24 protein-coding genes are annotated in these 23,969 nt (G+C 61.9%); 8 read left to right on the top strand and 16 right to left on the bottom strand.

Going from position 1 to position 23,969, the window contains the following annotated elements; translation table 11 throughout:
- Positions 1 to 4: 4 nt before the first annotated feature.
- Genes LJE98_RS13440 through LJE98_RS13430 form a run of 3 tightly spaced genes read right to left on the bottom strand, consistent with a single transcriptional unit; the run spans position 5 to position 1,745 of the window.
- Positions 5 to 706, bottom strand: coding sequence for a TIGR02281 family clan AA aspartic protease (locus LJE98_RS13440; RefSeq protein WP_229575755.1), 702 nt, complete (start codon positions 704 to 706; stop codon positions 5 to 7).
- Positions 703 to 924, bottom strand: a complete 222-nt coding sequence (locus LJE98_RS13435; protein ID WP_229575717.1) for a DUF1289 domain-containing protein — start codon at positions 922 to 924, stop codon at positions 703 to 705. The genes LJE98_RS13440 and LJE98_RS13435 overlap by 4 nt, the downstream gene beginning before the upstream one ends.
- Before the next feature lie 35 nt (positions 925 to 959).
- Positions 960 to 1,745: an adenosylcobinamide-GDP ribazoletransferase gene (locus LJE98_RS13430; RefSeq protein WP_229575716.1), complete on the bottom strand. Its 786-nt coding sequence runs from the start codon at positions 1,743 to 1,745 to the stop codon at positions 960 to 962.
- A 141-nt stretch (positions 1,746 to 1,886) separates the two neighbouring features.
- On the opposite strand from LJE98_RS13430, the gene cobT reads away from it, so the two are divergent.
- Both cobT and LJE98_RS13420 read left to right on the top strand, forming a co-directional pair.
- On the top strand, positions 1,887 to 2,909 hold the full coding sequence (cobT, locus tag LJE98_RS13425; RefSeq protein ID WP_229575715.1) for a nicotinate-nucleotide--dimethylbenzimidazole phosphoribosyltransferase: 1,023 nt from the start codon (positions 1,887 to 1,889) through the stop codon (positions 2,907 to 2,909).
- Positions 2,902 to 3,324: a diacylglycerol kinase gene (locus LJE98_RS13420; RefSeq protein ID WP_229575714.1), complete on the top strand. Its 423-nt coding sequence runs from the start codon at positions 2,902 to 2,904 to the stop codon at positions 3,322 to 3,324. The genes cobT and LJE98_RS13420 overlap by 8 nt, the downstream gene beginning before the upstream one ends.
- Here the strand turns inward: LJE98_RS13420 and LJE98_RS13415 are convergent, their stop codons facing one another.
- Positions 3,325 to 4,860, bottom strand: a complete 1,536-nt coding sequence (locus tag LJE98_RS13415; protein ID WP_229575713.1) for a sensor histidine kinase — start codon at positions 4,858 to 4,860, stop codon at positions 3,325 to 3,327. It abuts the gene before it with no gap.
- 119 nt (positions 4,861 to 4,979) lie between these two features.
- Between LJE98_RS13415 and LJE98_RS13410 the strand changes: the two genes are divergently transcribed.
- The 3 genes from LJE98_RS13410 to LJE98_RS13400 all read left to right on the top strand — a co-directional run bounded on the left by LJE98_RS13410 (position 4,980) and on the right by LJE98_RS13400 (position 6,788).
- Positions 4,980 to 5,552: a thermonuclease family protein gene (locus LJE98_RS13410; RefSeq protein ID WP_229575712.1), complete on the top strand. Its 573-nt coding sequence runs from the start codon at positions 4,980 to 4,982 to the stop codon at positions 5,550 to 5,552.
- A 36-nt stretch (positions 5,553 to 5,588) separates the two neighbouring features.
- The gene (locus LJE98_RS13405; protein WP_229575711.1) at positions 5,589 to 6,233 is read left to right on the top strand and encodes a uracil-DNA glycosylase family protein; all 645 of its coding nucleotides are present in this window, start codon (positions 5,589 to 5,591) and stop codon (positions 6,231 to 6,233) included.
- Between the two features lie 66 nt (positions 6,234 to 6,299).
- Complete coding sequence (locus tag LJE98_RS13400) at positions 6,300 to 6,788, top strand: Lrp/AsnC family transcriptional regulator (RefSeq protein WP_229575710.1); 489 nt, start codon at positions 6,300 to 6,302, stop codon at positions 6,786 to 6,788.
- A 28-nt stretch (positions 6,789 to 6,816) separates the two neighbouring features.
- Here LJE98_RS13400 and LJE98_RS13395 read toward each other — a convergent pair whose 3' ends face one another.
- The 3 genes from LJE98_RS13395 to LJE98_RS13385 form a co-directional block, all read right to left on the bottom strand.
- Complete coding sequence (locus LJE98_RS13395) at positions 6,817 to 7,686, bottom strand: NAD(P)-dependent oxidoreductase (protein WP_229575709.1); 870 nt, start codon at positions 7,684 to 7,686, stop codon at positions 6,817 to 6,819.
- Positions 7,687 to 7,758: 72 nt separating this feature from the next.
- A complete protein-coding gene (locus tag LJE98_RS13390) occupies positions 7,759 to 9,324 on the bottom strand; it encodes a hypothetical protein (protein WP_229575708.1) in 1,566 nt (521 codons plus the stop codon).
- 92 nt (positions 9,325 to 9,416) lie between these two features.
- A complete protein-coding gene (locus tag LJE98_RS13385) occupies positions 9,417 to 10,235 on the bottom strand; it encodes a methyltransferase domain-containing protein (protein ID WP_229575707.1) in 819 nt (272 codons plus the stop codon).
- Positions 10,236 to 10,362: 127 nt separating this feature from the next.
- Between LJE98_RS13385 and LJE98_RS13380 the strand changes: the two genes are divergently transcribed.
- Entirely contained in the window at positions 10,363 to 11,100 is a 738-nt protein-coding gene (locus tag LJE98_RS13380; protein WP_229575706.1) for a DUF2270 domain-containing protein, read from the top strand.
- A 14-nt stretch (positions 11,101 to 11,114) separates the two neighbouring features.
- Here LJE98_RS13380 and LJE98_RS13375 read toward each other — a convergent pair whose 3' ends face one another.
- The 4 genes from LJE98_RS13375 to LJE98_RS13360 all read right to left on the bottom strand — a co-directional run bounded on the left by LJE98_RS13375 (position 11,115) and on the right by LJE98_RS13360 (position 14,065).
- The gene (locus tag LJE98_RS13375; RefSeq protein WP_006726048.1) at positions 11,115 to 11,381 is read right to left on the bottom strand and encodes an usg protein; all 267 of its coding nucleotides are present in this window, start codon (positions 11,379 to 11,381) and stop codon (positions 11,115 to 11,117) included.
- Positions 11,382 to 11,551: 170 nt separating this feature from the next.
- The gene (locus LJE98_RS13370) at positions 11,552 to 12,382 is read right to left on the bottom strand and encodes an ABC transporter permease (RefSeq protein ID WP_229575705.1); all 831 of its coding nucleotides are present in this window, start codon (positions 12,380 to 12,382) and stop codon (positions 11,552 to 11,554) included.
- The gene (locus LJE98_RS13365) at positions 12,379 to 13,182 is read right to left on the bottom strand and encodes an ABC transporter permease (RefSeq protein WP_229575704.1); all 804 of its coding nucleotides are present in this window, start codon (positions 13,180 to 13,182) and stop codon (positions 12,379 to 12,381) included. The genes LJE98_RS13370 and LJE98_RS13365 overlap by 4 nt, the downstream gene beginning before the upstream one ends.
- A 109-nt stretch (positions 13,183 to 13,291) precedes the next feature.
- On the bottom strand, positions 13,292 to 14,065 hold the full coding sequence (locus tag LJE98_RS13360) for an ABC transporter substrate-binding protein (RefSeq protein WP_229575703.1): 774 nt from the start codon (positions 14,063 to 14,065) through the stop codon (positions 13,292 to 13,294).
- 355 nt (positions 14,066 to 14,420) lie between these two features.
- Between LJE98_RS13360 and LJE98_RS13355 the strand changes: the two genes are divergently transcribed.
- Positions 14,421 to 16,787 carry an OmpA family protein gene (locus LJE98_RS13355; protein ID WP_229575702.1) on the top strand — a complete coding sequence of 789 codons (2,367 nt, stop codon included), beginning with the start codon at positions 14,421 to 14,423 and terminating at the stop codon, positions 16,785 to 16,787.
- Positions 16,788 to 16,860: 73 nt separating this feature from the next.
- On the opposite strand, the gene mobB is transcribed toward LJE98_RS13355, so the two are convergent.
- Genes mobB through LJE98_RS13335 form a run of 4 tightly spaced genes read right to left on the bottom strand, consistent with a single transcriptional unit; the run spans position 16,861 to position 20,150 of the window.
- On the bottom strand, positions 16,861 to 17,382 hold the full coding sequence (mobB, locus tag LJE98_RS13350; RefSeq protein ID WP_229575701.1) for a molybdopterin-guanine dinucleotide biosynthesis protein B: 522 nt from the start codon (positions 17,380 to 17,382) through the stop codon (positions 16,861 to 16,863).
- Complete coding sequence (mobA, locus tag LJE98_RS13345; RefSeq protein WP_229575700.1) at positions 17,379 to 18,005, bottom strand: molybdenum cofactor guanylyltransferase MobA; 627 nt, start codon at positions 18,003 to 18,005, stop codon at positions 17,379 to 17,381. The genes mobB and mobA overlap by 4 nt, the downstream gene beginning before the upstream one ends.
- Positions 18,006 to 18,009: 4 nt before the next feature.
- Positions 18,010 to 19,215: a multidrug effflux MFS transporter gene (locus LJE98_RS13340; protein ID WP_229575699.1), complete on the bottom strand. Its 1,206-nt coding sequence runs from the start codon at positions 19,213 to 19,215 to the stop codon at positions 18,010 to 18,012.
- A 29-nt stretch (positions 19,216 to 19,244) separates the two neighbouring features.
- Positions 19,245 to 20,150, bottom strand: coding sequence for a DMT family transporter (locus tag LJE98_RS13335; protein ID WP_229575698.1), 906 nt, complete (start codon positions 20,148 to 20,150; stop codon positions 19,245 to 19,247).
- A 231-nt stretch (positions 20,151 to 20,381) separates the two neighbouring features.
- Between LJE98_RS13335 and LJE98_RS13330 the strand changes: the two genes are divergently transcribed.
- A complete protein-coding gene (locus LJE98_RS13330) occupies positions 20,382 to 22,916 on the top strand; it encodes a methyl-accepting chemotaxis protein (RefSeq protein WP_229575697.1) in 2,535 nt (844 codons plus the stop codon).
- 25 nt (positions 22,917 to 22,941) lie between these two features.
- On the opposite strand, the gene moaA is transcribed toward LJE98_RS13330, so the two are convergent.
- Positions 22,942 to 23,928 carry a GTP 3',8-cyclase MoaA gene (gene moaA, locus LJE98_RS13325; RefSeq protein WP_229575754.1) on the bottom strand — a complete coding sequence of 329 codons (987 nt, stop codon included), beginning with the start codon at positions 23,926 to 23,928 and terminating at the stop codon, positions 22,942 to 22,944.
- Between the last annotated feature and the right edge of the window lie 41 nt (positions 23,929 to 23,969).

Below are 23,969 nucleotides of genomic sequence, written 5' to 3'. Positions count from 1 at the left end.
ACGGTCAATCCCGCAACCTCAGCTCGTCCGTCTGCATCTGCATCGAGCTGAGGGTCGACAGGAAGCTCATGCCGAGGAGGCTCTGGTCGAGCAGGCCTTCTTCCAGCACCACGGCTTCCACATTGGTTCTTACGATGGACCCGAGCCGGATTTCCGGAATGCGGAGGGGCGCAGCGTTAGCCCGACCATTTGCCGTGAGCACCGTGCGGGTGAAGTTCAGGTCACCGGGATCAATGCCCATCCGCATCGCGTCCTCGTAGCGGAGGGCGACCGAACTTGCCCCGGTATCGATGAGGACGGGGACCGAGACAGGGCCCATGCCGACGGATGTTTCGAAGTGGCCGCCGAGCGTCTTGTGGAGAACCACTTCCACCCGGCCGTCTTCGGTCGTGACTGTGACCGCGCGACCCGGCATCAAGCCCGCCAGGACGCGTTCGCCGATGCTGCGGAAATCGCCGCGATAGAGGTAGCCCGTGACGAGCGCGAGCGCGATCAGCACCCAGACCGCCATCTGGCGCAAGCTCTGGCCGAGGGAGCGTCTGCCCAGAACAATGCCGGCCGAGATCATCAGCAGGATCGGCAGCGCCACGACCATCCGGCCGAAGTCTTCGTTGTTTACGCCGAAACTCTGCCCGCTGTCATGATTGACGACGAGGATGGCCAGGCCGACGGCGAGAATGGCTAGCCCGACAACGAAGCGCATCAGCCGCCCTCGCGCTCGCGGACCATGCGTGACCGGCGCGTCTCGCGGCGCGGCTTGCGCTCCATGTTTTCCATGCGCGCCGGCAGGTCGGCCATGATCGTCCGGCGTTCGAGGCTGCTATAGGTCGTCCAAAGCCCGATCTCGTCGCGCGTGCGCCCGCAGCCAAAGCAAAAGCCGGTCTTGTCATCGATCGAACAGACGAGAATGCAGGGTGATTCCATCACGAGCCCCTTGGTTTCGCTCTTATATCGTGTCCCTAAACTACCATGGCAAGGGTGATGAGGAAGGCGATCTCGCAGAGTTGTTGGCTGGCCCCGATCGTGTCGCCCGTATGGCCGCCGAGGCGCGTGCGGCAATGTCGGGTGAAGATGAACACACTTGCCAGCGCGAAGGCGGAGGCAAGAAACCAGGCGTGAAACGGCAATGCGACGATGCTGAGGGCAACCGTGCTTGCCGCGCCCAGAACATAGGCTGTCCTCGTAGCCTCGGTGTCAGGCATGCCAGCCGAAGCGGCGACGCCATCCGTGCGCGCCGAGGGTAGCGATGACCAGTGCCAGACCAGCAGCGTCCGGGACAGGGCCGCAACCGCCAGCCAGGACAATGCCGCGGCGAGCGGCGGCAGAGCCTCGACAAGAATCGCAAGCGCCGCGACACGGATCGCAACCGACAGGATCAAGGCGAGCGCGCCATAGGTGCCGATGCGGCTGTCCTTCATGATCGACAGTACCTTTTCGCGGCTGCCGCCGCCGCCCAGGCCGTCGGCTGTATCGGACAGGCCATCTTCATGCAGAGCGCCCGTCAGCATGATCTGCATGGTCACCGCAATGAGCGCGACGAGCACGGCTTTGGCACCGGCTGCAGACAGCAAGCCGATCATCAGGGTCGGGGGCAGGGCGATCACGAGACCGGCAAGGGGAAAGGCCGCGACGGTTCGGCGCAGGCTTCCGTCATGGCCGTTAAAATGGCGATCCGGCACGGGGAGACGGCTCAAAAAGGAAATGGCGCGCAGCGTTTCCGTCAGAAGGTTCTCGATGACCTGCATGATCCCCATTTTCCGTATTTCAGCATTCCGTTGCGCCTTCGACCGTCAGCGTCGTTTTTTGAGTTGAGCGGCACCGGTCCGGTCAGTATGAGAGAGGCCACAAAGCCTGATTTGCTGGAAGAATACAAGGAAGCCCGATCCATGAGCGTCACCGGCCTGCCATTCGACGATTTTCGCGCCCTGCTGCGCGACCTGCCGGGACCTCATACCGCAGCGCTGGTCGCCGCGCGCGAGCGTGACAAGCAATTGACGAAGCCGCCGGGTGCACTCGGCCGCCTCGAGGAGATTGCCATGTGGCTCGCGGCCTGGAGTGGGCGTGCGCCGGCGGTCAATCGTCCACTGGTCGCAATCTTCGCCGGCAATCATGGCGTGACGAAACACGGCATCACGCCGTTCCCGCCGTCGGTCACCCAGCAGATGGTCGAGAATTTCGCGGCCGGCGGTGCTGCGATCAACCAGATCTGCGTCACACATGATCTTGGCCTGAAGATCTTCGACCTCGCGCTCGATTACCCTACGGGTGACATTACCTGCGAGCCGGCGCTCTCCGAGCGCGACTGCGCCGCCACCATGGCCTTCGGCATGGAGGCGATCGCCGGTGGTACCGATCTGCTCTGCATCGGCGAGATGGGCATTGGCAACACCACAATCGCGGCCGCCATCAATCTGGCGCTCTACGGCGGCGAGGCGGAAGACTGGGTCGGGCCTGGCACCGGATCCGAAGGCGACGTGCTGGCGCGCAAGGTGGCCGCCGTGAAGCAGGCCGTGGCTTTCCACAGGGAACACCTGTCGGACCCGCTGGAAGTGTTGCGCCGTCTGGGTGGGCGCGAAATCGCCGCCATGGCGGGCGCCATTCTGGCGGCGCGCATTGAGAAGATCCCCGTGCTGATCGACGGCTATGTGGCGACCGCGGCAGCCTCGATCCTGAAGGCCGCCAATCCGTCGGCGCTCGATCACTGCCTGATCGGCCATGTCTCCGGCGAACCGGGACATCTTCGGGCGATCGAAAGGCTCGGCAAGACGCCGCTTCTGGCGCTCGGCATGCGGCTCGGCGAAGGTACGGGTGCCGCCCTTGCGGCCGGCATCGTCAAGGCGGCTGCTGCCTGCCATTCCGGCATGGCGACGTTCGAGCAGGCAGGGGTATCCAACAAGTCACATGAGTGATCGCAAGACTAAGAACCCGGGTGCCAGGCCGCTCGCATCGACCGTCATCAAGAAGAAGACCGGCGTCGCGCATCTGTTCGCGGCGGCGCAATATTCGGCGCAGGGCTTCAAGCGCCTGATCCAGGAATCCGCCTTCCGGCACGAATTGCTGGGCTTTGTCGGCGGGCTCGTCGTCTTCGCCGTGGTCGGCGCGAGCCTGTTCGAATTCCTCGGCTTCATCGTGCTGATGATGCTGATGTTCTCGGTCGAAGCATTGAACACGGCGATTGAAGAGCTGGTCGACCGCATATCGCCGGAAATATCAACGGTCGGGCGAAATGCGAAGGACCTCGGTTCCTTCGCGGTCTTCTGCCTGATCATCGCGAATGCTGCCTTCGCGATCTATGTTGTGGGAAACCGGCTGGTCTTCTTCTGATCAGGCGAACTGCCGGCGGCGCGGCTCGACGGCCTTCACTTCGCTGATCGCGGGCAGGCTTTCCAGGACACGGCTCGACGGCAGGATTGCGACGACTTCCGTGCCCTCACGCAGCCGGGACTTCAGTTTGAATTCACCGCCATGTTTGGCGAGAATCGCCTGAACGATCGGCAGGCCGAGGCCGGTTCCCTGTTCGGCGCTCTTGATCGCGATCGAGCCCTGACCGAAGGCAGAGAGCACGACCGGAATTTCGTTTTCGGGGATGCCCGGTCCGTTGTCGCGGATCGAGACGTACTGTCCGCCACCTGCCGTCCAGCCGGCCTTCACCAGTATTTCGCCGCCCTGTGGCGTGAATTTCACGGCGTTCGACAGGAGGTTCAGGATGACCTGGCGCAGGGCTTTCTCGTCGGCCCAGAGCGAGGGCAGGTCCCGTTCGAACTGTTCCTCTATGCGGATATTCTTGGATTTGGCGCGCAGCTGGATCATGCCGATGCAGTCTTCGGCCAGTTCGAGCAGCGAAACGCTTTCCTCGCTCAACTCGTATTTTCCGGCTTCGATGCGCGAAAGGTCGAGGATCTCGTTGATCAGTTCGAGCAGGTGACTGCCAGAGCGGTGAATGTCGCCAGCATATTCCTTGTAGAGTGGATTGTTCAGCGGTCCGAGCACTTCGGTCGCCATCACCTCGGAGAAGCCCAGGATGGCGTTGAGCGGTGTGCGCAGTTCGTGCGACATCGATGCGAGGAAGCGCGATTTCGCCATGTTGGCTTCTTCTGCGCGGCGGCGTGCTTCATCCGAAAGCGATTTCGCGACTTCCAGCTCCGCGATCAGATCGTCCTTCTCCGTCTGGTAGGAGAGGAGCTTCAGATTGGCCTGATGCAGGCGGCTTGTGATGTAGATGAAGAAGATGAGTGCCGTGGTGAAGACCGCCGTCAGGCCAAGATCCAGCATGTTGCGGCTCGTGCTGGCGACATAGCTGAGCGCCACGACCGTCGGCAGGAAGCCGAACAGCACGGCCTGGCGGAGAAGCATGCTCGCCATGGCGGTGATCGAGAGAGCCAGGAGCAGAACCGCGCTCTTGTAGAAGATGAAGGCAGTCGGATTGCATGTGGCGCAGTCCTGAAGGGCAAAGATGGCCCAGGACATGCCCATGGCGACCTGCGAAAGCAGCAGGATACGGCGCCAATTGTGCTGGTTCTCGACGGTAATGTCGTGCTTCGAAGCGCGCCTGACCAGCAAAATGCCGATCGCGTGCATGGTCAGCGCGAAGAGGCCCCAGACGAGGAAATGCGGCTGTGCGGTGAAGTAGGCTCCGGATGCTGCGATCAGGAGCGTGATAATGGGGACGACGGCGGCACCCTGCAGTGAGGCCGCCACATGCATGGCGAGCATCTCGACGTCGAATGCCGGTGAGGACCCCTGGGGAGATTGCAGGCGATCGCGGGTGGCGCGGACAGCACGCGTCGTTGCCCTGTTGCGGGTGTTCCGCGTCAGGTCCAGAACGTTCTTGTCCGCTGATGTGTCTACGCCGTTACTCATTGCGTTGCAGTCTTCCACGCCTCGGGTAAACCCTAGCGGCGAATTCTTAAGAAGATCCTGTCTCGGAAGGATTTGTTTGCCATGTGTGAAAAGGATTCGTTTTTGAAATGGGTCGGAATGTGACCAAAATTCTTCGCCACATGCGCGATTGGGTGGTTGCAATCGCCATACTCGCGCTCTCGCTCCTGATCATCGCCAAGCTGGAGAGCGATCAGGCCCAGCGGTTCGAGGGCTCCTTTCTGGCGATTGATGGCGATACGCTGGTTTCAGGGGGAGATCGGCTGAGGCTCGAAGGGGTGGATGCGCCAGAGCTCGATCAGACCTGCACACGGCCGGACGGTGAACCCTATTCTTGCGGAGCGGATGCCCGACAAATCCTGGCGGATCTGGTCGGCGCCGGTGCATGGCAATGCAGCGGGACGGATCACGACCGCTATCGCCGGTTGCTTGTCATCTGTCGGCGCGGTTCCGACGATCTCGGGCGGCTGCTGGTCGCTTCCGGCGCGGCATTGGCAGAAGGCCGCTATCTTGCGGAGGAGGGGCTGGCACGGCGGGAGGGCCGCGGCATCTGGAACGGTGGCTTCGAGCGTCCTTCGGATTGGCGAAGAATGCGAAAGCTCGAAGGGGCGGAACAGACGGCCTGGGTCCGGACGTTAGTTCCGCATTGGATTCTGACCTGGTTGGGGGAATGACAGAGAATGCCACTTGACGCCCAGAGGCCTCCGGCAATGCCGTCCAATACTGTCCCGCCGCCGATCGATGAATTGTCGTTGGCGATCGCGCGCTGCCGTATCTGTCGCGACTGCCCAGCGGGCGGACCGGAGCGGCGCATGCCGCATGAGCCTCGACCTGTCGCCTATCTCTCGGCGACCGCACGCGTGTTGATCGCGGGGCAGGCGCCCGGCCTGCGGGTCCATGAGACAGGCATTCCGTTCAACGACGCTTCCGGGGACCGCTTGCGGCAATGGTTGGGCGTGGATCGCGAGACCTTCTACGATCGCAGTCTATTTGCGATCGCGCCGATGGGATTCTGCTTTCCCGGCTACAATGAAGACGGACATGACCTTCCGCCACGCCGGGAGTGCGCGCCGCACTGGCGACAGACGGTGATGGAGGCGATGCCCCAGGTCGAGTTGATCCTCGCGATTGGCCAGTATGCGCAGGCCTGGCATCTCGGGACCCGTCGGCGGAAGACGATGACGGAGACCGTAAGCCACTGGCGGGAATTCCTGCTGGCCAATCGGGAGGGGCCGCGTGTGTTGCCTTTGCCGCACCCGAGTTGGCGCAATACGGGCTGGCTGAAGCGTCATCCCTGGTTCGAGGAGGAGGTCCTGCCGGTCCTGCAGCGCGAAGTTTGCTTGTTGATAGGTTGAAATGATTTTCCATAAATCTTAGCAGATCGGCTATATCAGGAAAATTCAGTCTTATCAGGATGCCCCATGGACCGCCTCGATCGTAAAATTCTTCGCATTCTCCAGGAAGACACCACGCTCGCTGTTGCCGATCTCGCCAAGAAGGTCGGCTTGTCCACGACGCCCTGCTGGCGGCGTATCCAGAAGATGGAAGAAGACGGTGTCATTCGCCGTCGTGTGGCGCTGCTCGACCCAGCCAAGGTCAATACCAAGGTCACCGTCTTCGTCTCGATCCGCACCTCCAGCCACTCGATCGAATGGTTGAAGCGCTTTTCCGAGGTGGTCTCGGAATTTCCGGAAGTGGTCGAATTCTATCGCATGAGCGGGGATGTCGACTATTTGCTGCGCGTCGTGGTGCCAGACATCGCGGCCTACGACGCATTCTACAAGCGCATGATCGCCAAGATCGAGATCCGCGACGTGTCGTCTGTCTTCGCCATGGAGCAGATCAAATACACGACCGAGCTTCCGCTCGACTATATGATGATCGACAATCAGAAGTCCCAGGAAGACTGAGGGGCGCCTTAGCGCCCCTTTTAGACCTTTACTTTTCCAGCCTTGCCAGCAGGGATGACGTGTCCCAGCGATTGCCGCCGAGCTTTTGCACTTCCCCGTAAAACTGATCGACAAGTGCCGTTACCGGAAGGTTGGCGCCATTGCAGCGTGCCTCGGTCAGGACGATATCGAGATCCTTGCGCATCCAGTCGACGGCGAAGCCGAAGTCGTATTTGCTCTGGTTCATGGTCTTGTGTCGATTTTCCATTTGCCAGGATCCGGCAGCACCCTTGGAGATGACCTCGATCACCTTTTCGATGTCGAGGCCGGCCTTCTTTCCGAAGTGAACGCCTTCGGCGAGCCCCTGGACGAGCCCAGCGATGCAGATCTGGTTGACCATCTTGGTCAATTGACCGGCGCCGGCCGGGCCCATCAGACCGATCATGCGGGCATAGGCGTCGATCACCGGCCGTGCCGTCTCGAAGGTCTCCGGCTCGCCGCCGCACATGACGGTGAGGACCCCGTTTTCGGCGCCGGCCTGCCCCCCGGAAACCGGGGCGTCGATGAAGCCGCAGCCCTTGGCTGCCGTCGCGTCTGCCAGTTCCCGTGCAACTTCGGCGGAGGCCGTCGTGTTGTCGATCAGGATCGCACCCGGCTTCATCGCCGCGATCACCCCGTTTTCGCCCGTTGTCACCGAACGCAGGTCGTCGTCATTGCCGACGCAGGTGAAGACGAAATCCGCATCGGCGGCCGCTTCCGCCGGTGTGTGTCCCAGGTTGCCGCCGAATTTTTCGACCCAGGCTTCGGCCTTGGCCGTGGTGCGGTTATAGACCTTCACCTCGTGACCACCCTTGACTTTCAGGTGGCCTGCCATGGGAAAACCCATCACGCCCAAACCGATGAATGCGACCTTTGCCATTTCGTCTCTCCTGCCATTCGCGATGCGACATGCATAATCGATGGCAGCAGAGGACGAAAGGTCTCCTGACGGTCATTCAGCCGGAGCCTGGGTGTCCGGTTTGGCGCCGATCTTGTGGTCCGGCGTCAGTTCGACGCTCTGCTGTCCGAGACGGCTCGAAATCTCGTTCCACAGGCGTCTCAAGCGGCGGACATGAAGATCGTCACCGATCCAGTCCATCAGGTGCTCGATCGCGCGTGATGACATTTCCTTGGTTTCACTGATGGTCGTGAGCGCCCAGATGCTGAAGTCCTTGGCATCGACTTCCTTGATCTGGCCGTCTGTGCCCGGGATCAGAAACTTTGCGGTACTCTTCTCCTGGACATGTTTCATCGGACCAGTCGGTGCAAACAGGACCGACGCATAGATGCGATCAAAGGCATCGATGGCCTTTTGATCAGCCTCGGTGTCATCCTTGCGGTTCTGCTTCAAGGCTCGTTCGAGGTCGAAGATCGTGCGCACGTTGAACTGTCGCAGCAGCAGGAACCTGTCGAGACCGACGACGCAGCACAATTGCGCTTGCGCGATCCAGTCGACGGTCTGGTAGATCCCATAGGGCGTCTCGATATGCAGCATGATCGGATTGTAGGTGGCGAGCGACTGGACGTCGGAGATCCCGCATTCCTCAAGGCGAAAGCGCGTGAAGAAATCGATGCCGTCGATGGCGTCCAGTGGGACGACCCTCGTCCAGTCGATGAAGCGGTTGTCCGACTGCTTGATCCAATTGATCTGGGTCCCGATCTTCACCAAGATGAACTGCAGGACGCTGCCCGGGAGCAGGCCGAAGGCGAGGCCGAGAAGGATCCAGAGAGCCGGCAGCTCCCCGATGGGCGTCGTCCTTTCGATGCTCACCACCGCCTGCAAGGCACTCAAATCCGGCAATGCGCGGTAAAGCGTCGCCGAAGCCAGTACGGAGATGACGGTCATCGCTGCCTGCCGGATCATCGTGTAGCCGTTCAGGTCGAAGACCGCGAGCGCCTGGACGAGGTATCGCAAGGACGAGAGATAAGCGCCAATGAACGTGATCGCGGCAACCGTCAGGACGTTCTCCGCGAGTTGCCTGAACTCGGCGGAGGTCGTCTGCTCGGAAAATTTCATGCCGCCGACCGTGAGCAGATTGAAGGTCGTACCGTCCAGGCAGGTTGCCGCGGTTTCAAAGCAGCCGAATCCGGAGAAGGCGAGGATGAAACCCGCTGTGATCACGAGCATATAGGGCAGGGCCGCCACCAAAAGCCGCAGGTCGCCACGGTTCAGAAAGAAGCGCGTTCTTGAAATCGTATCGTTGATTTCCCTGATGATACCCTCGGCCGAGCGCGATTCCTCGATCCCCTCGTCCGTTCTTCTCTCGCCCTTGCTCCTCACGTCGGCTGCATATTTGCTGCGAACGAACTCGAATGATGGGCTGGTGCCTTCTTCCCCCAGATCGATGACAGGAAAGGTCTTCACGTAGTCGCGAATGAGCCGCAGGCGTCGCAGCCTGATTTCGTAGCGCCCGAAGATCAGGGCGAATACGGTGATGAGGGATATGGCAAATGCGACCACGACCGTCCATGCCAGGGACGGGTCGGTGGCAGCTTGGGCGGCAACTTCTGTCTGCATGGCTTCCCCCTGTTGTTGGGGAAAGCCTATTCTCTTGTAGGTGGGCTGCTACTAATCGAATGCAGTCCAGGGTTGAAAATTCAACCTTGGATTTAAGCCGCTGTCTTTTTCGCCACGACGAGATGCCCCGGCGATGGTTCTCCGTCCTGCATGCGAACATTGATGTCGGTGATTTCGACGATTTCGAAGCCCGTGGCGGTCAGGCGTTCGCGCACATAGGCCTCGGCATGAACGAAGCGCTGGTGCGGCCCGACCATGAAGGGACGGCCGGCCATCACGTCCGCGGGCCTCGTCTCGGAGGAGAACACGAAGATGCCGCCGTCGGACATGTTCTCGGCTGTGCCGAAGAACAGCGGCTCGAGAGCGCCAAGATAGGGGAGGACGTCGGTGGCGGTCACGAGGTCGAAGGTCTCGTCGTCGTTGTCTTCGAGGAAGTCCTCGAGTTCTGCGACGTAGAGCGTCTCGTAGAGATCCTTCTCATGGGCGATTTCGACCATCTTCTCGGAGATGTCGATACCGGTCATGTCGTCGACCATGTCGCGCAGGGTGCCGCCGGTCAGGCCGGTCCCGCAACCGAGGTCGAGCAGGCGCTTGAAGGGGCCCAGGTTGAGGGCCTGCAGCCGCTGGCGCACCATCATCGGCACAGTATAGCCCAACTGCTCGACGAGAATATCCTCGAATGCGTCCGCATGCTGGTCGAAGAGTGTTTCGACATAGGCGTCAGGTGCCTTGGGCGGGGCTTCACCGCGGCCAAGTGCTGCGATCCGGACCGAGGCGCCACCGTGGTCGTCGGGATCGATGGCCAGCACTTCCAGATAGGCGTTTACGGCCGCCTCGATATCGCCGGCTTTTTCGAGTGCCAGGGCGCGGTTATAGGCTTCCGCCAGGGCTTCTTCGTCGATCTTGGCCATGTCAGGCTCCTGTTTGCGCGGCTGTTCTTGCCAGCCTTTGCGGCTCGTCTAGCCCGTCGTGACGGGCTTGGCAATGAAAACGGAACCGTGCAGGGTCTTCCAGTGTTTTCAGGGCAGGGAGCCACGCATGGAACAGACGACAGACGACAAAGCAGGCATCCTGCCGTTGGAAAGCGCCGAGCCCGCACGTCAGGCGCCGGCCTTGCCGGCCAGTTCGGCCGAAAAGGCCAACATGATCATCCATTATTATCGGGGCGAAATCGGTCGCATGACCAGCTGGCGCGACCGGATCGACCGCACATCGAACTGGGCGATGACGGTTGTCGCCGGTCTCTTGTCGGTGTCCCTTTCCACCCCCGCCTCGCATCATGGCGTGGTGCTGTTCGCCATGCTGTTGATTTCGGTCTTTCTGCTGATCGAGGCGCGGCGCTATCGCTTTTTCGATGTCTACCGAGCCCGCGTCCGGCAGTTGGAGCGGCACTACTTTGCCCAGGCGCTCTACCCGCAGGCGGAGCTCAAGGCCGATTGGGCCGAGGCGATCGCGGCGAGCCTGCGGAAGCCCGTCTTCCTGATCGAGTATGGAGATGCGCTCCGGCGGCGTATCCGGCGAAATTATATCTGGATGTACCTGATCCTGCTTCTCGCCTGGGCGCTGAAAATCTCCAGCCCCAAGTTGCAGCAGGGTGAACTGCCGGCCGAGTTTGTCAGCGACGTCTGGCAGGTTGTCGTGAATGCGCATCTTGGGCCGTTGCATGGCGGCATTGTGCTGGCGCTGGTCGCCGCCTTTTACGGGTCGCTGCTCTTTGCCATCGTGCACCGAAACCCCGACGACGGCGAGTTCGCCCATGGCGAGGTGCATGTCTGATTGGAGATCTGACCTCAGTGCAGGATGAACTCACCCTTCAGCGAACGCCATTCGCTGGCCGCGATCATCTTCTTGTGCACGTAGGTGACGGAGTGGAGAGGGCCCTCAATCTTGTCCTGCCAGAAGCGCAAAAAGCCACGCATCTCTGGAAAGTCCGGGGCAAGGTCGTAGTGCTGCCAGATGTAGGTCTGGAGCAGCGACGGGTGGTCCGGCAGGCGGTAGAGGATCTGGGCGGTGGTCAACCCATAACCCTTCAGCATCAGTTCCATTTCGCTGTTCATGTCCATTGCTCCGTTTCCCGTTGCAAGGGATCGGTGCGGACGGCGTCACGCTTCCGCGACCGACCGGGGGCGCGACCAACGCGGGCCCTGACATGATGGAAACACCGTTTGGTAAATGATTTCTTAGCGGGGGGCGAGCGACACCAAGGCAGATGCCGCCCGCAAAGCCACTATCGCTTCAAGTGACGGGTCAGGCGCGTCTCTATAGCGCCCCAGGTGTGACGGAGCGCCTCGACGATCGCGAGGTAGAAGATCGCGGCCCACAGATAGGTCTGGTAGTCGAAGGTGCGCGAGAAGGCGTATCGCGTCTGGCCCATGAGATCGAGGACCGTGACGACGGCGACGACAGCCGAGCCCTTGATCATGAAGATGATTTCATTGCCATAGGGACGCAGTGCCACGATCAGCGCCTGGGGCATGATGATCTTCCAGAAGGTGATCGACGTCGGCAGGCCGAGCGATTTGGCGCCTTCCGTCTGGCCGCGCGGGACGCTTTCGATTGCGCCACGCAGGATCTCCGCCTGATAGGCCGCCGTGTTCAGCGTCATGGCGAAGAGCGCGCAATACCAGGCTTCGCGGAAGAACCACCACAGGCCTACGGCATCGATCTCAGCGCGGAACGAGCCGAGGCCATAGTATATCATGAAGATCTGCAGCAGCATGGGCGTGCTGCGGAAGACGTAGACATAGGCATAGGAAATGGCGTTCAGCAGTCTGTTCTTCGCCATGCGCGCGAAGGCCACCGGCAAGGACAGGACGGCGCCCAGGGTGATGGAGCCGAAGGTCAGCATCAGGGTGGTGGCGAGGCCGTCCATATAGCGCCAGCCGTAGCGGGCGATCTTCTCGGGGTCCCAGCTCGATACGAGGTACCAGGCCAGGGATAGTCCGAGCACGGCCCAAAGTGTCAGAACAGCATAGCCGAAAACACGAGCGGCAGTGATGCGGATCACTCTTGCTGGAGGCGCAGGGCGGGCCGGAATGATCTCCAGAGCATGGCTCATCGGCCCACCTCCGCGCGGTTCGCCCATTTGGAAATCGCATTCAGTCCGATGGACGAGACGCTGGCCAGGATCAGGTAGAGCAGGCAGGCGATGCCGTAAAACAGGAAGGCTTCCTTGGTCACGCGGGCAGCAACACCGGTCTGGCGAACGATGTCGGCAAGGCCGATGACCGAGACAAGCGCCGTATCCTTCAGCAGCACGAGCCAGAGATTGCTCAAGCCCGGCAGGGCGATCCGGATCAGCTGCGGCACGATGATCAGCCACATCGTCTTGCGTCGCGAGAGACCGACGGCGCTGCCGGCTTCGTACTGTCCGCGCGGGATTGCCTGAAAGGCCGAGAGCAGGACTTCGGATGCATAGGATGAGAATACCACCGACAGGGCAATCATGCCGGCGATGAAGGCGTTGATCTCGACCCGCTGTTCGCTGCCGAACCAGGTAAGGACCGACTGGACCAGGATCTGGAAGCCGAAATAGACGATGAAGAGCGTCAGGAGCTCGGGCAGGCCGCGGAAGATGGTGGTGTAGACGCCGGTGGCTGCCCTCAGACTCCATTCGTCGGACTGCCGCGCCAGGGCGATCAGGAAGCCGATGGCAAGGCCAACCGGCAGGGTCACAAGTGCCAGCGAAATCGTCACCTTCACACCAAAGGCGATCTCGTCGCCCCAGCCCGTGTCGCCACAGCTGACCAGAGTGTCCGACGCCAGAAGCCGGAAAAGCCCGACCGGGCCGCAGAGTGGATCAAACGTGTAGCTGATCCAGGCCCAGAGCGAGCCGAGCGCGGAAGACAATCCGCCCATGCCATTCCCCCTTGGCGGTTTTTCCCGCCTTTTTGATCGTCATGCCGTCCAAATGCAAAATGGCGGAAGTGTTCGACTTCCGCCACTCGTTTGTCAGGTGATGGTGCGATTACTCGCCGTAAACGTCGAAATCGAAATACTTCTTGTTGATTTCGTCGTATTTGCCGTTCGCACGGATCGCGGCGATGGCGGCCGTGAACTTGTCGGCCAGTGCGGTTTCGCCCTTGCGGACCGCGATGCCGGCGCCTTCGCCGTTGATCTCGACGTCGACCGGAAGCGGGGTCAGGATCTTGCAGCAGCTACCAGCGTCCGACTTCAGCCATTCGGAGAGAACGACGATGTCGTCGACGACGGCATCGACGCGGCCACCTTCGAGGTCAAGCTTGTACTCGTCAGCCGTCGGATAGAGCTTCAGCTCCGACTCGGCCATGTGCTTTTCGGCATAGTTGGCGTGGGTCGTCGATGACTGGGCACCGATGGTCTTGCCAGCGAGACCTGCAACGTCCGCGATGTCCGAATCCTTCGGCACGGCGACGGCCGGCGGGGTGTTGTAGTACTTCTTGGAGAAGTCGACCTTTTCCAGACGCTCGGGCGTGATCGACATGGATGCAATGATCGCGTCGAACTTCTTCGCCTGCAGAGCCGGGATGATGCCGTCCCAATCCTGGGTGACAAATTCGCAAGTCACCTTCATCTCTTCGCAGAGCGCCTTGGCGACGTCGATGTCGAAACCGACCAGCGAACCGTCGGCTTCAAGGTTGTTGAATGGCGGGTATGCGCCCTCAGTGCCGATGATCAGCTTTTCTTGCGCCATGGCCGAACCGGCAAAAAGCGACAGGGCAGCAATCGAAGCTGCGGCCAGAAAACGTGTCGGAATACGCATGAGATCCTCTCTGTTGGTGGACGCCGCTTTTTGTTTTGATGCAGCTGTCCATGATCGTGCAGCGTTGATGGCAGCACTTGGCCCAATATTCGTCCGGTTTTTGCACCGAAATCAACAACAAACCGCGTGCCCGACAAAATTTGCTGCTAATTGCCCGGTTAGCAGGCGAGAGGGAGTTTTTTGTTCCATTCTGCGTCGGCGGATGGAGCAAATGTCGTTCCCAACCGTTCAGGCACGGTTAATTATGCGACATCTAGCTTGGCGGCAGTTTCGGTTCGCGTAATCGAGCACGCATTCAATGGTGTGGCACGGATGATTTCATCGGTGGCCATGCAGAGGGAAGGAAACGCAAGATATGTTCAAGAACAGATTGCTGGCCACGGTGGCGATACCGGTGCTGTCGGTGGCGGTGCTCGCAAAGCCTGTCGCGGCTTCGGTCATCGGACACCCGGAACGGCAGAGCCAGACCCGCCAGGCCGAAGAGCAACTGATCCAGCTTGCCCAGGCCGTCGTCTGCAACGACGGCACCGAGGCTCCGGATGCGGACACCTGTGCCGCCCGCGATGCGCAGGCCGCTGCCGAGGAAGAGCAGCGTCGCGCGGCGGAAGCCGAAGCGCAGGCCCAGGCCGCAGCCGAGGCCCAGCGTGCTGCCGAAGCAGAAGCGCAAGCTCAGGCGGAAGCCGAAGCCCAGCGTGCGGCCGAAGCAGAGGCTCAGGCTCAGGCGGAAGCCGAAGCCCAACGTGCGGCTGAAGCAGAGGCTCAGGCCCAGGCGGAAGCCGAAGCCCAGCGTGCGGCCGAAGCAGAGGCTCAGGCTCAGGCGGAAGCCGAAGCCCAACGTGCGGCTGAAGCAGAGGCTCAGGCCCAGGCGGAAGCCGACGCCCAGCGTGCGGCTGAAGCAGAAGCGCAAGCCCAGGCGGAAGCCGAAGCCCAGCGTGCGGCTGAAGCGGAGGCACAGGCCCAGGCGGAAGCCGACGCCCAGCGTGCGGCCGAAGCCGAAGCTCAGGCCCAGGCGGAAGCGGAGGCCCAGCGTGCAGCCGAGGCAGAGGCGCAACAGAAGGCTGAAGAGGCCCAGCCAGCAGCAGAGCCGCAGGACGTGACGTGCGCCGATGGCTCGCAAGCTGCCACCGAGGCAGAATGCCCGGCACCTGTGACCGAGCAGCCGACCGAAGAACAGCAGCCTGCGCCAGAGGAGGCCGCACCGCAGCCGACCGGGGAGCAGGCTCCGGCTGCCGAAGAAGAACTGCGCCCAGGTCAGGACGCTGCCGGCGAACAGCCGGCAACAGAAGGCGAAGTTCCGGCCGATCAGGCGGAGCAGCCCGCCGGCCAGCAACCTGCCGACCAGCAGGCGACCGGTAACGATGTTCCGGCTGGCGCCCAGCCGGAAGGCGAACAGGTCGTCGTGCCCGCCGTCGAACCACAGGAAGACCAGCCGGTTCAGGAGATCACCGACACGCGGACCACTGAAGAAAAGCAGGCGATCGCGGAAGATCCGTCCCAGTCTTCCGAGACTGTCGTTCTGCCGGTCGACAACGGTGCAGCCGTTCTCGACAGCGACAAGGACGCCGACAACAGCGGTGGCCAGGAAGTCCGTCAGCAGCGCAGCGAACTCCGTGCTCAGGAAGAAGCCGCTCCGCCGCCGGAAAATGATGCTGCCGCGCAGGCTGATTCGATCAAGGTCGATCAGCAGGCCATGCAGGCCAACATCACGGAGCAGGGCACCACGCTTGAGGCTGCGCCGACCTTCGAAGTGCCGACCACTGTCACCAACAACGTGTCGAACAGCACGGTGACCACCAACGTCACGAACAATGTCACCAACAACAACATCGTCCAGAACAACGTGGTCAATCAGGTCACCGAGATCCGGGTGATCGAGCAGGTCGACAATCGTACGGTCATCAATGTCGGCAACCAGATCGTCGTGCGCAGCGACGACCGCGAGCGGCTGCGCTACGATGCGGAACAGACCTACTACGAGGAACTGCCGCGCGGTCGGACCCGCGAAACCATCGAGCGTGCCGACGGCAGCAAGCTGGTCACGGTCTACAACCGTTACGGCGACATCATCATTCGCTCGCGCATTTCTCCGCGCGGTCGTGAATATGTCCTGATGTATTCGCCGGAAGCGGAGGGCGAACGTCCGACCATGTATGTCGATGTCGGTCTGTCCCTGCCGCCGATGCGTCTGACCATTCCGGTCAACGATTACATCGTCAGCACGACTCGCTCACCCGATCGCGACTACTACGAATTCCTGGGGCAGCCGCCGGTCGAGCGTGTCGAGCGCGTCTACTCCATCGATGAAGTCAAGTCGTCTGCCCGTATCCGTGACAAGGTTCGTCGTATCGACCTCGACACGATCACCTTCCCGTCGGGCTCGGCCGAGGTTCCGCTGGAACAGGCCCGGACCCTGCGCAAGGTTGCCGAGGCCATGGAGAAGCTGCTTGAAAACGATCCGGGCGAAGTCTTCCTGATTGAAGGCCATACGGATGCGGTCGGTTCGGATCGTTCGAACCTGGTTCTTTCGGATCAGCGCGCCGAGACGGTCGCCAACCTCCTGACCGAAGTCTACGGCATTCCGCCGGAAAACATGTCGGTCCAGGGTTATGGCGAGCGCTTCCTGAAGATCCGGACGGAAGCCGCCGAACAGCAGAACCGACGCGTGGCCATCCGCCGCGTCACGACGCTGGTTCGCCCTGCCGGCATATCGAGCAACGACTGATCGACGGCAGAATCGCTGACCAAAAGAAGGGCCGCTGGAGCAATCCGGCGGCCCTTTTCCTTGTCGAGGTGTTTCAGGCTTTCGGCGGCAGACCCGTGACGTCTGCGATGAAATCGGCGATCGCATTGGTGTCGTCGAGATCGAAGACGGGCAGGTCCGTGTCCGTCACTTCATGGTCCGCCGCGATGGCACGGATATGGGGATCGGTCGGGGCGAGTGGCTCGCGATTGCTCGCGCCCGCGCGGCGGGCCTCAATCTTCGGTACCGGTTCGCGCTTGTAGCCCTCGATCAGCACGAGGTCGGACGGGCCGATGCGGGAGAGGATTTCTTCGAAGCTCGGTTCGGGCGCGCCCCGCAACTCATGCATGATGGCATACCGGGTGCCGGAGACGATGACGACTTCATGGGCGCCGGCTTCGCGGTGGCGATAGCTGTCGGCACCGACCTTGTCGATGTCGAAGTCATGATGGGCGTGTTTGATCGTCGAAATCCGGTAGCCACGCCTGGTGAATTCCTCGACAAGCCGCACGGCCAGGCCGGTCTTGCCGGAATTCTTCCAGCCGGCAATCCCGAAGATGCGCGGGTTCGTCGTCACAGGGCACCTCGCTTGAGGATTGCGCCGGCAAGCGCCAAATCCTCTGCCGTGTTGATATTGAAGAAGGGATCGACCGGTCCGAGCGGGCCGTCGTGGGGCGTGAACTCGACCGTTCTGTTTTGATGTCGTGCAACGAAATCGAAGACCCGGCGATGTGCCGGATCGTCCAGCCATGCGTCCAGATCCTTTTCCAGCGCGAGGGGCCAGAGGGCCGTGACCGGATGGGTCCGACCGGCACAGGCGGCCATCACGATCATGCCGCTGCTTGCCTGCTCCGCTAGGCGAAAAACGAGGTCACGGGGTAAAAAGGGCGTGTCGCAGGGCGTGGTCAGAATGTGGGTCGGGGCGTCCGGCAGGGCGGCAAAGATCTTGAGGCCCGCCAGCACGCCGGCAAGTGGCCCTGGCCTGTCCGGCTTCGCGTCGGGTAAAAGGGGCAGGCTGTCGGATAGGGCATGTCCCTCCGGCGCGTTCAGAAGCACGGTTGTCACCTGAGGGGTGAGGCGTGAGGCGACATGCAGCGCGAGTGGCGTGCCCTCCAGCCGCATCAATGCCTTGTCCTCACCCATCCGGCGTGACAGGCCGCCGGCCAGAATGATGCCCGGAAGGCGTGCGGACTCGGCCATCAGTTCACCTTTCCTCTCCCGGCGAAAAGCGCAGGAGCACTACCGCCACCAATGCCAGAACGCAGCAGGCCAGCATGACAAGCAGCAGAGGCATGGCACCTGTTTCGACGGTCAGGATGCGCGAGGCGAGCCAGGAGACGACGGCGCCGCCACTCATGGTGATCGCGCCGCCCAGTCCGGAAGCGGAGCCGGCGAGTTCCGGCCGGACGCTGACGATGCCCGCATTGGTGCTCGGCAGGGACAAGCCGTTGCCGAAGCCGACGACGACCTGCGGTGCGAAGAAGGCCAGCGAGGAGACAAAACCCAGGGAGTAGAAGAGGATGGGGATGGTCGCCCCTGCGAGAGCGACGACACCGCCGATGAGCATCATCATGTCGATGCCGGCGCGCCGAGCGAAGCGGCCCGACAGATAGTTGCCGGCGATATAGCCGGAGGCGATGAACATGAATTGCAGGCCAAGCGTACTCGGTGTCAGGCCCATCAGCGTGCCACCGACGAAGGGCGCGCCGCCTAGAAAGGCGAAGAAGGCCCCGGACGTGAAGGTGCCGGCCATGGTGTAGCCCCAGAAACGGGGCGAGGCGAGCAGCCGCGGCCAGGCCCGAAACTGTTCCGAAAAGCTGCCGCTCTTCTGCCGGTTGGTTTCCCCGAGATCGCGCTGCACGAGGATCAGCACGAGAATGGCAGCGATGAGGATCGCCACGAAGTTGGAGCGCCAGCCGAAGGCGTCGCTCAGAAGCCCGCCCAGCGTCGGGCCGATCATCGGAATCAGTGTCATGCCCATCGTGACATAACCGATCATCGAGGCAGCCTCTTCCATCGGCACCATGTCGCGAATGATGGCCCGAGACAGGACAAGGCCCGCCACGACTGCCGTCTGGACCATGCGGGCGAGTGTCAGGATCTCAATTGATGTCGCGATGACGCAGACAAGGGAGGAGGCGATCAGGATGAGCAGTGCGCCGATCATGACCGGCCGTCGCCCGTATCGATCCGAAAGGGGGCCAATGATCAGCTGAACCAAGGCCGTCATGGCGATGTAGCCGGAAACAAGAATCTGGACGCGGTCATAGCCAACGCCGAGGTCCGTGGCCATTGCCGGAAGCGATGGAAGGAAGATGTTCATCGTCAACGCCGACAGGCCCGCGATCGCCACGAGGCTGACGATATGCGGCGCGGTTGTCGGGTCGAGGAAGCGGGAGGGCTCTGGCACGCGAACTTGTCCTTGGCTGGCGACCGCGATCAGCCCGGAGAGGACGGATCGGAGAGGCGGGCGAGCGCCGCCTTTTTCTTGTTCTCGCGATAGAATGTGTAGAGGCCGGAGCCGATGACGATGCTGGCGCCGACGATCATCCAGATATCAGGGGTTTCTCCGAAAAACAGGATGCCGAGCAGGATCGCCCAGAGCAGGCTGGTATAGCGGAACGGGGCGATGAAGGAGATTTCACCGGTGCGCATCGCCATGATGATCGCCTGGTAGCCCGCAAAGAGGAAGACCGAGGCGAAGGCCAGCCTCCCGTATGCCGTCGCCGATACCGGCTCCCAGCCACCAAAGGCGGGAATCAGCAGCAGGCCGGCAAAGGAGATCGAGGCGGCCGTGAACAATGTCACGGTCACCGAAGAGACTTTCGGATCGATCCTGCGGGTGACAAGGTCGCGCGCAGCGGCGGTGAAGACGCACAGGACGACGTAGAGCGAGGCCAGCGTGAACCCTTCCGGGCCTGGCTGTATGATGACCAGCACGCCCAGAAAGCCGACGCCAATTGCTGTCCAGCGCCGCCAGCCGACAGGCTCCTGAAAGAAGAGCGCAGCCCCCAAGGTCACGGCGAGGGGCATCGATTGAAGAATCGCGGAGGCATTGGCGAGCGGCACCTGTCCCAGCGCCGCCAGAAAGGCGATGGCTGCGATCGTCTCCAAGAGGATGCGCAGGAGGATCATCGGCTGCAGGATATTCCTGACGTGGTCCAGTCCCCCTATGCGGCGGGCGACGATGTAAACAAGGATGGCCGTGAAGGCCCCGCGCACGAACATGATCTGCGCCACGGTCAGGTCCGCAGTCACCGATTTCGTCAAAGCGTCGTTGATGGTGAAGCCAGCCATCGAGACCGCCATCAGAAGGGCGCCTCGGGTGTTCTCGGATAATGCCATGCTCGATTCCCGTGCCTGTGCGCTGGTTCTAGCCCAAGCCGGGGACCGTAGAAACCGGAATTCCGCTGTCCCGGACGGCAAAACATGCTGCACTGCCAAAAGGCGGTTACAGGGTTAACCTTTGTTCAAGCTCCCGAAGACAAGAATGGAACCGGTGCCGCATGAGGTGGCTCTGCCCCATACTTCAACCTGCGCGATGATTTCGCGGGCGTCGGCCTTTCAGAGAGTCTCATGAGTTTTATCGATCGCCTCCTGCAAAGCCGCAGGATCGTCACCAAGGTTTTGCTTTTTGTCGTTCCTCTCGTCCTGCTCATGGCCGGTGTCGGTCTTCTGGGCTACTGGACTGCCACCACCCTCAACGGTCACATGACGGTCACCCGCGCCACGATCGGCAATATCAGTGACCTGGAGGCCCTTCAGCAGGGGTTGCAGGAATTCAGTCTCGATCCGACCGAACAGAGCCGGCAGGCTCTCGTCGCGGCAATCGAAGGGCAGGAAAAAGGGCTCGCCGTGCTCAACGGCGTGTTGGCAGGGCAGGCGCAAACGGCCGATCTCTCCGCCTTGACGGGATTGCCGACCGAGATGCGCGGGCAGACTGATATACTCTGGGATGGCAAGATGCGGCGGGAGGAACTCGACGCCGGGCTGACTGCTGCTGTTGCTGCACTGCAGTCGGAGAGCCAGCAGATCGTCAAGCAGGTCGATTTCGTCCGTACCGATCTCTCGGGCAAGGAGCGCTTCGCCAAGGAGTTGCTGTTCGACGCCTCCGCCTTCAAGTCTCTGCTCGATCGTCTGGGCAAGCTGCGTGTTGGCGTGCAGATGGCGTTTACGCCTGAGGAGCAGCTGTCCGAGGCCAAGCTGTATCTCGGTCCGATGAAGAAGGATCTGGCCAAGGCCGAGGAGATCGCATCCAGCAAGGGCAAAGTGCTTGTCGCTGACGTTGCCACTGCGATCCAGAAGGTTGAGGCGATTCTCGCGAATTCCGGTCCTGACGATGCCAGGGCGCAAGAGCTCGGACGGGTGCTTGCCGAACTGGTCGAGATCGAACAGAAAATTACCCTGCAGGCGGCGAAGAACAGCGACATCGCTGCCGACCGCTTCGTCAGTCTCGACAAGCTCGTCGGCGAGCAAAAAGAACTGATGGCGCTGGTCGATACAGCGGCGCTCGACATCGCGACGCTTGAGCTCCGCGTTCAGCAGATGCTCGGTTCCCTCGACGACCAGAGCCGCGCAGTGGTGATTGGCGATGTGGGCCGGCTTCAGAACGTCGCGGCGCGCATTTCGGAACTGGGCGCGAAGAACAGCGCCCTGCGTGACTTTCCGCAGAAGATCGCGCCGCATCTCGCCTCGATCACAGAGAACTCGCAGGCCCGTCTCGATGCCGCCCGTGACTGGCGGGAAAATCGTCTGGCCGCCAATGCCTCGGTCTCTGCCGCAATGGAATCGCTGCGCAATTTTGTCAGCCAGGCCCAGGAAATCGGGCGCGAGGACAGTGAAAGATCAGCCACGATCTCGGTCATTACCATGGTTGTGGGCACGCTGCTCGCGATCATCGGCGGCCTGATGTTGATCGAGACGCTACGGGCGCCGTTAAAGCGCATCACCAGCGTCATGTCGCGGCTGGCGAGTGGTGATCTCTCGGTGCCGATTGAGGGACGCAATCGCGGCGACGAGATTGGCGACATGGTGCGTTCGGTCACCGTATTCCGCGATGCAGCGCTCGAAAACAAGCGGCTCGAGGGCGAGGCGGAAGCCGCCCGTGCGCAGTCCGAGCATGAGAGTGCACAGCGCGCCCATGAGAGGGCGCGCGTCGAGGCCGACCAACGCTCGGCCCTGGAAGCGCTGTCGTCCGTCCTCGAGGCGCTGGCGAACGGGCAGCTGAACGTCTCCATGGACGACGATCTGCCGGCGGACTTCGTTGCCATGGCATCCACTTACAACGAGGCGGTCGAGGCACTGCGTGCCACGCTCGAAGACGTGCGGGCCGCCAGCAGCGACATCAATGCCGGCACGGAGAACCTGGCCGTGTCCGCCGACGATCTGGCGCGGCGGACCGAGCAGCAGGCGGCGGCGCTCGAGGAGAGCGTCCGCGCGCTTTCGCATCTGAGCGATGTCGTCAGGACGACGGCCGACGGGGCAGGGCGCACGGCCCAGTCCGTACAGTCGGCTCGTGACCATGCCCGGCAGTCCGGCGTGGTGGTCAGGAAGGCTGTAGAGGCGATGGCGGAGATCAGCCGTTCGTCAGACAAGATCTCGACGATCATCGGTGTCATCGACGAGATCGCTTTCCAGACCAACCTTTTGGCCCTCAACGCCGGCGTCGAGGCAGCCCGTGCGGGTGAGGCGGGTCGCGGTTTCGCGGTCGTTGCGCAGGAGGTGCGCGATCTTGCGCAACGCTGCGCCAATGCGGCAAAGGAGATCAAGACGCTGATCTCCGTGAGTGGCGGCCAAGTGCGTTCGGGTGTCGAGCTGGTGGAAAATACCGGCGCTGCGCTCCAGTCGATCATCGATCAGGTCGAAGAGGTCCAGTCGCTGGTGGAGGGCATTTCTGCTGCCACACGCGAGCAGGCGACGGGCATCAGCGAAGTTACGTCGGCCGTGCGTGACGTTGAACTGATCACACAGCAGAACGCTGCCATGGTCGAGGAGAACAATGCCGAGATCCAGGGGCTTCGCCAGCGCGTCGACATCCTGATGCACAAGATCTCGCGTTTTCGCACCGAAACCCAGCGCGCCGAAGCGCCGGGCTTCCGTCGGTCCGCTTGAGGCGGAGCGAGATAACCGGCGGCGCTCAGCCGCCGGTGACGCTCATGTGCCGCGCCACGGCCGGCTTGCGGTGATTGCGATCGATGATGAAGTCGTGGCCCTTGGGCTTGCGTGAAATGGCTTCATCTATGGCCGTCGACAGATAGGCGTCGTCATCGGAGGCCCTGAGCGCCGTGCGCAGGTCTGCGGCGTCGTCCTGGCCGAGGCACATGTAGAGCGTGCCCGTGCATGTCAGGCGCACGCGATTGCAGCTTTCGCAGAAATTATGGGTGAGCGGCGTGATGAAGCCGAGCTTTCCTCCGGTCTCCCGAACCTCGACATACCGGGCCGGCCCGCCGGTCCGATAGGGAATGTCATCAAGCGTAAACTGTTCTTCAAGCCGCTGTCGCACCAGAGAAAGAGGCAGATACTGCTCCGTGCGATCCTCATCGGTCTCGCCCATGGGCATGGTCTCGATCAGGGTCAGATCCATGCCCTCGCCGTGTGCGAAGCGCATGAGTTCGGGGATTTCGTACTCGTTGAAGTCCTTCAGTGCTACCGCGTTCAGCTTGACGTGTATGCCGGCGGCCTGTGCGGCGCGTATGCCTTCCATGACCTTGTCCAGCTCGCCCCAACGGGTGATGGTCTTGAACTTGTCTTTGTCGAGCGTGTCGATCGACACGTTGATGCGGCGCACACCGCAGTCGGCGAGTTCGGCCGCATGACGGGCGAGCTGGGAGCCGTTGGTGGTCAGCGTCAACTCGTCCAGTCCGCTTCCGATGTGACGCGACAGGCCGCGCACCAGATGCATGATGTTCTTGCGCACCAGGGGTTCGCCGCCGGTGAGGCGCAGTTTGCGCACGCCCTTGGCGATGAAGGCCGAACAGAGCCGGTCGAGTTCTTCCAGCGTCAGGAGATCCTTCTTCGGCAGGAAGGTCATGTTCTCCGCCATGCAATAGGTGCAGCGGAAATCGCATCTGTCCGTGACGGAAACACGCAGATAAGTGACGGCCCGTCCGAAGGGGTCGATCATCGGGGCGGCTCGGTCGACGAGCGGCTCTGCATTGCGCCAAT

This window comes from Rhizobium sp. 'Codium 1' (assembly GCF_020889605.1).
Classification (GTDB): domain Bacteria; phylum Pseudomonadota; class Alphaproteobacteria; order Rhizobiales; family Rhizobiaceae; genus Allorhizobium; species Allorhizobium algae.
Note: the sequence above shows the minus strand (reverse complement) of the source record. Positions and strands in the feature narration are given on the sequence as shown.

What these genes read in the sequence shown, in the direction of transcription:
- LJE98_RS13435 (WP_229575717.1), bottom strand. Translation starts at nt 924, where the DNA reads ATGGAATCACCCTGCATTCTCGTCTGTTCGATCGATGACAAGACCGGC.
- LJE98_RS13430 (WP_229575716.1), bottom strand. Translation starts at nt 1,745, where the DNA reads ATGCAGGTCATCGAGAACCTTCTGACGGAAACGCTGCGCGCCATTTCC.
- cobT (WP_229575715.1), top strand. Translation starts at nt 1,887, where the DNA reads ATGAGCGTCACCGGCCTGCCATTCGACGATTTTCGCGCCCTGCTGCGC.
- LJE98_RS13420 (WP_229575714.1), top strand. Translation starts at nt 2,902, where the DNA reads ATGAGTGATCGCAAGACTAAGAACCCGGGTGCCAGGCCGCTCGCATCG.
- LJE98_RS13415 (WP_229575713.1), bottom strand. Translation starts at nt 4,860, where the DNA reads ATGAGTAACGGCGTAGACACATCAGCGGACAAGAACGTTCTGGACCTG.
- LJE98_RS13405 (WP_229575711.1), top strand. Translation starts at nt 5,589, where the DNA reads ATGCCGTCCAATACTGTCCCGCCGCCGATCGATGAATTGTCGTTGGCG.
- LJE98_RS13400 (WP_229575710.1), top strand. Translation starts at nt 6,300, where the DNA reads ATGGACCGCCTCGATCGTAAAATTCTTCGCATTCTCCAGGAAGACACC.
- LJE98_RS13395 (WP_229575709.1), bottom strand. Translation starts at nt 7,686, where the DNA reads ATGGCAAAGGTCGCATTCATCGGTTTGGGCGTGATGGGTTTTCCCATG.
- LJE98_RS13390 (WP_229575708.1), bottom strand. Translation starts at nt 9,324, where the DNA reads ATGCAGACAGAAGTTGCCGCCCAAGCTGCCACCGACCCGTCCCTGGCA.
- LJE98_RS13385 (WP_229575707.1), bottom strand. Translation starts at nt 10,235, where the DNA reads ATGGCCAAGATCGACGAAGAAGCCCTGGCGGAAGCCTATAACCGCGCC.
- LJE98_RS13380 (WP_229575706.1), top strand. Translation starts at nt 10,363, where the DNA reads ATGGAACAGACGACAGACGACAAAGCAGGCATCCTGCCGTTGGAAAGC.
- LJE98_RS13375 (WP_006726048.1), bottom strand. Translation starts at nt 11,381, where the DNA reads ATGAACAGCGAAATGGAACTGATGCTGAAGGGTTATGGGTTGACCACC.
- LJE98_RS13370 (WP_229575705.1), bottom strand. Translation starts at nt 12,382, where the DNA reads ATGAGCCATGCTCTGGAGATCATTCCGGCCCGCCCTGCGCCTCCAGCA.
- LJE98_RS13365 (WP_229575704.1), bottom strand. Translation starts at nt 13,182, where the DNA reads ATGGGCGGATTGTCTTCCGCGCTCGGCTCGCTCTGGGCCTGGATCAGC.
- LJE98_RS13360 (WP_229575703.1), bottom strand. Translation starts at nt 14,065, where the DNA reads ATGCGTATTCCGACACGTTTTCTGGCCGCAGCTTCGATTGCTGCCCTG.
- LJE98_RS13355 (WP_229575702.1), top strand. Translation starts at nt 14,421, where the DNA reads ATGTTCAAGAACAGATTGCTGGCCACGGTGGCGATACCGGTGCTGTCG.
- mobA (WP_229575700.1), bottom strand. Translation starts at nt 18,005, where the DNA reads ATGGCCGAGTCCGCACGCCTTCCGGGCATCATTCTGGCCGGCGGCCTG.
- LJE98_RS13335 (WP_229575698.1), bottom strand. Translation starts at nt 20,150, where the DNA reads ATGGCATTATCCGAGAACACCCGAGGCGCCCTTCTGATGGCGGTCTCG.
- LJE98_RS13330 (WP_229575697.1), top strand. Translation starts at nt 20,382, where the DNA reads ATGAGTTTTATCGATCGCCTCCTGCAAAGCCGCAGGATCGTCACCAAG.
- moaA (WP_229575754.1), bottom strand. Translation starts at nt 23,928, where the DNA reads ATGATCGACCCCTTCGGACGGGCCGTCACTTATCTGCGTGTTTCCGTC.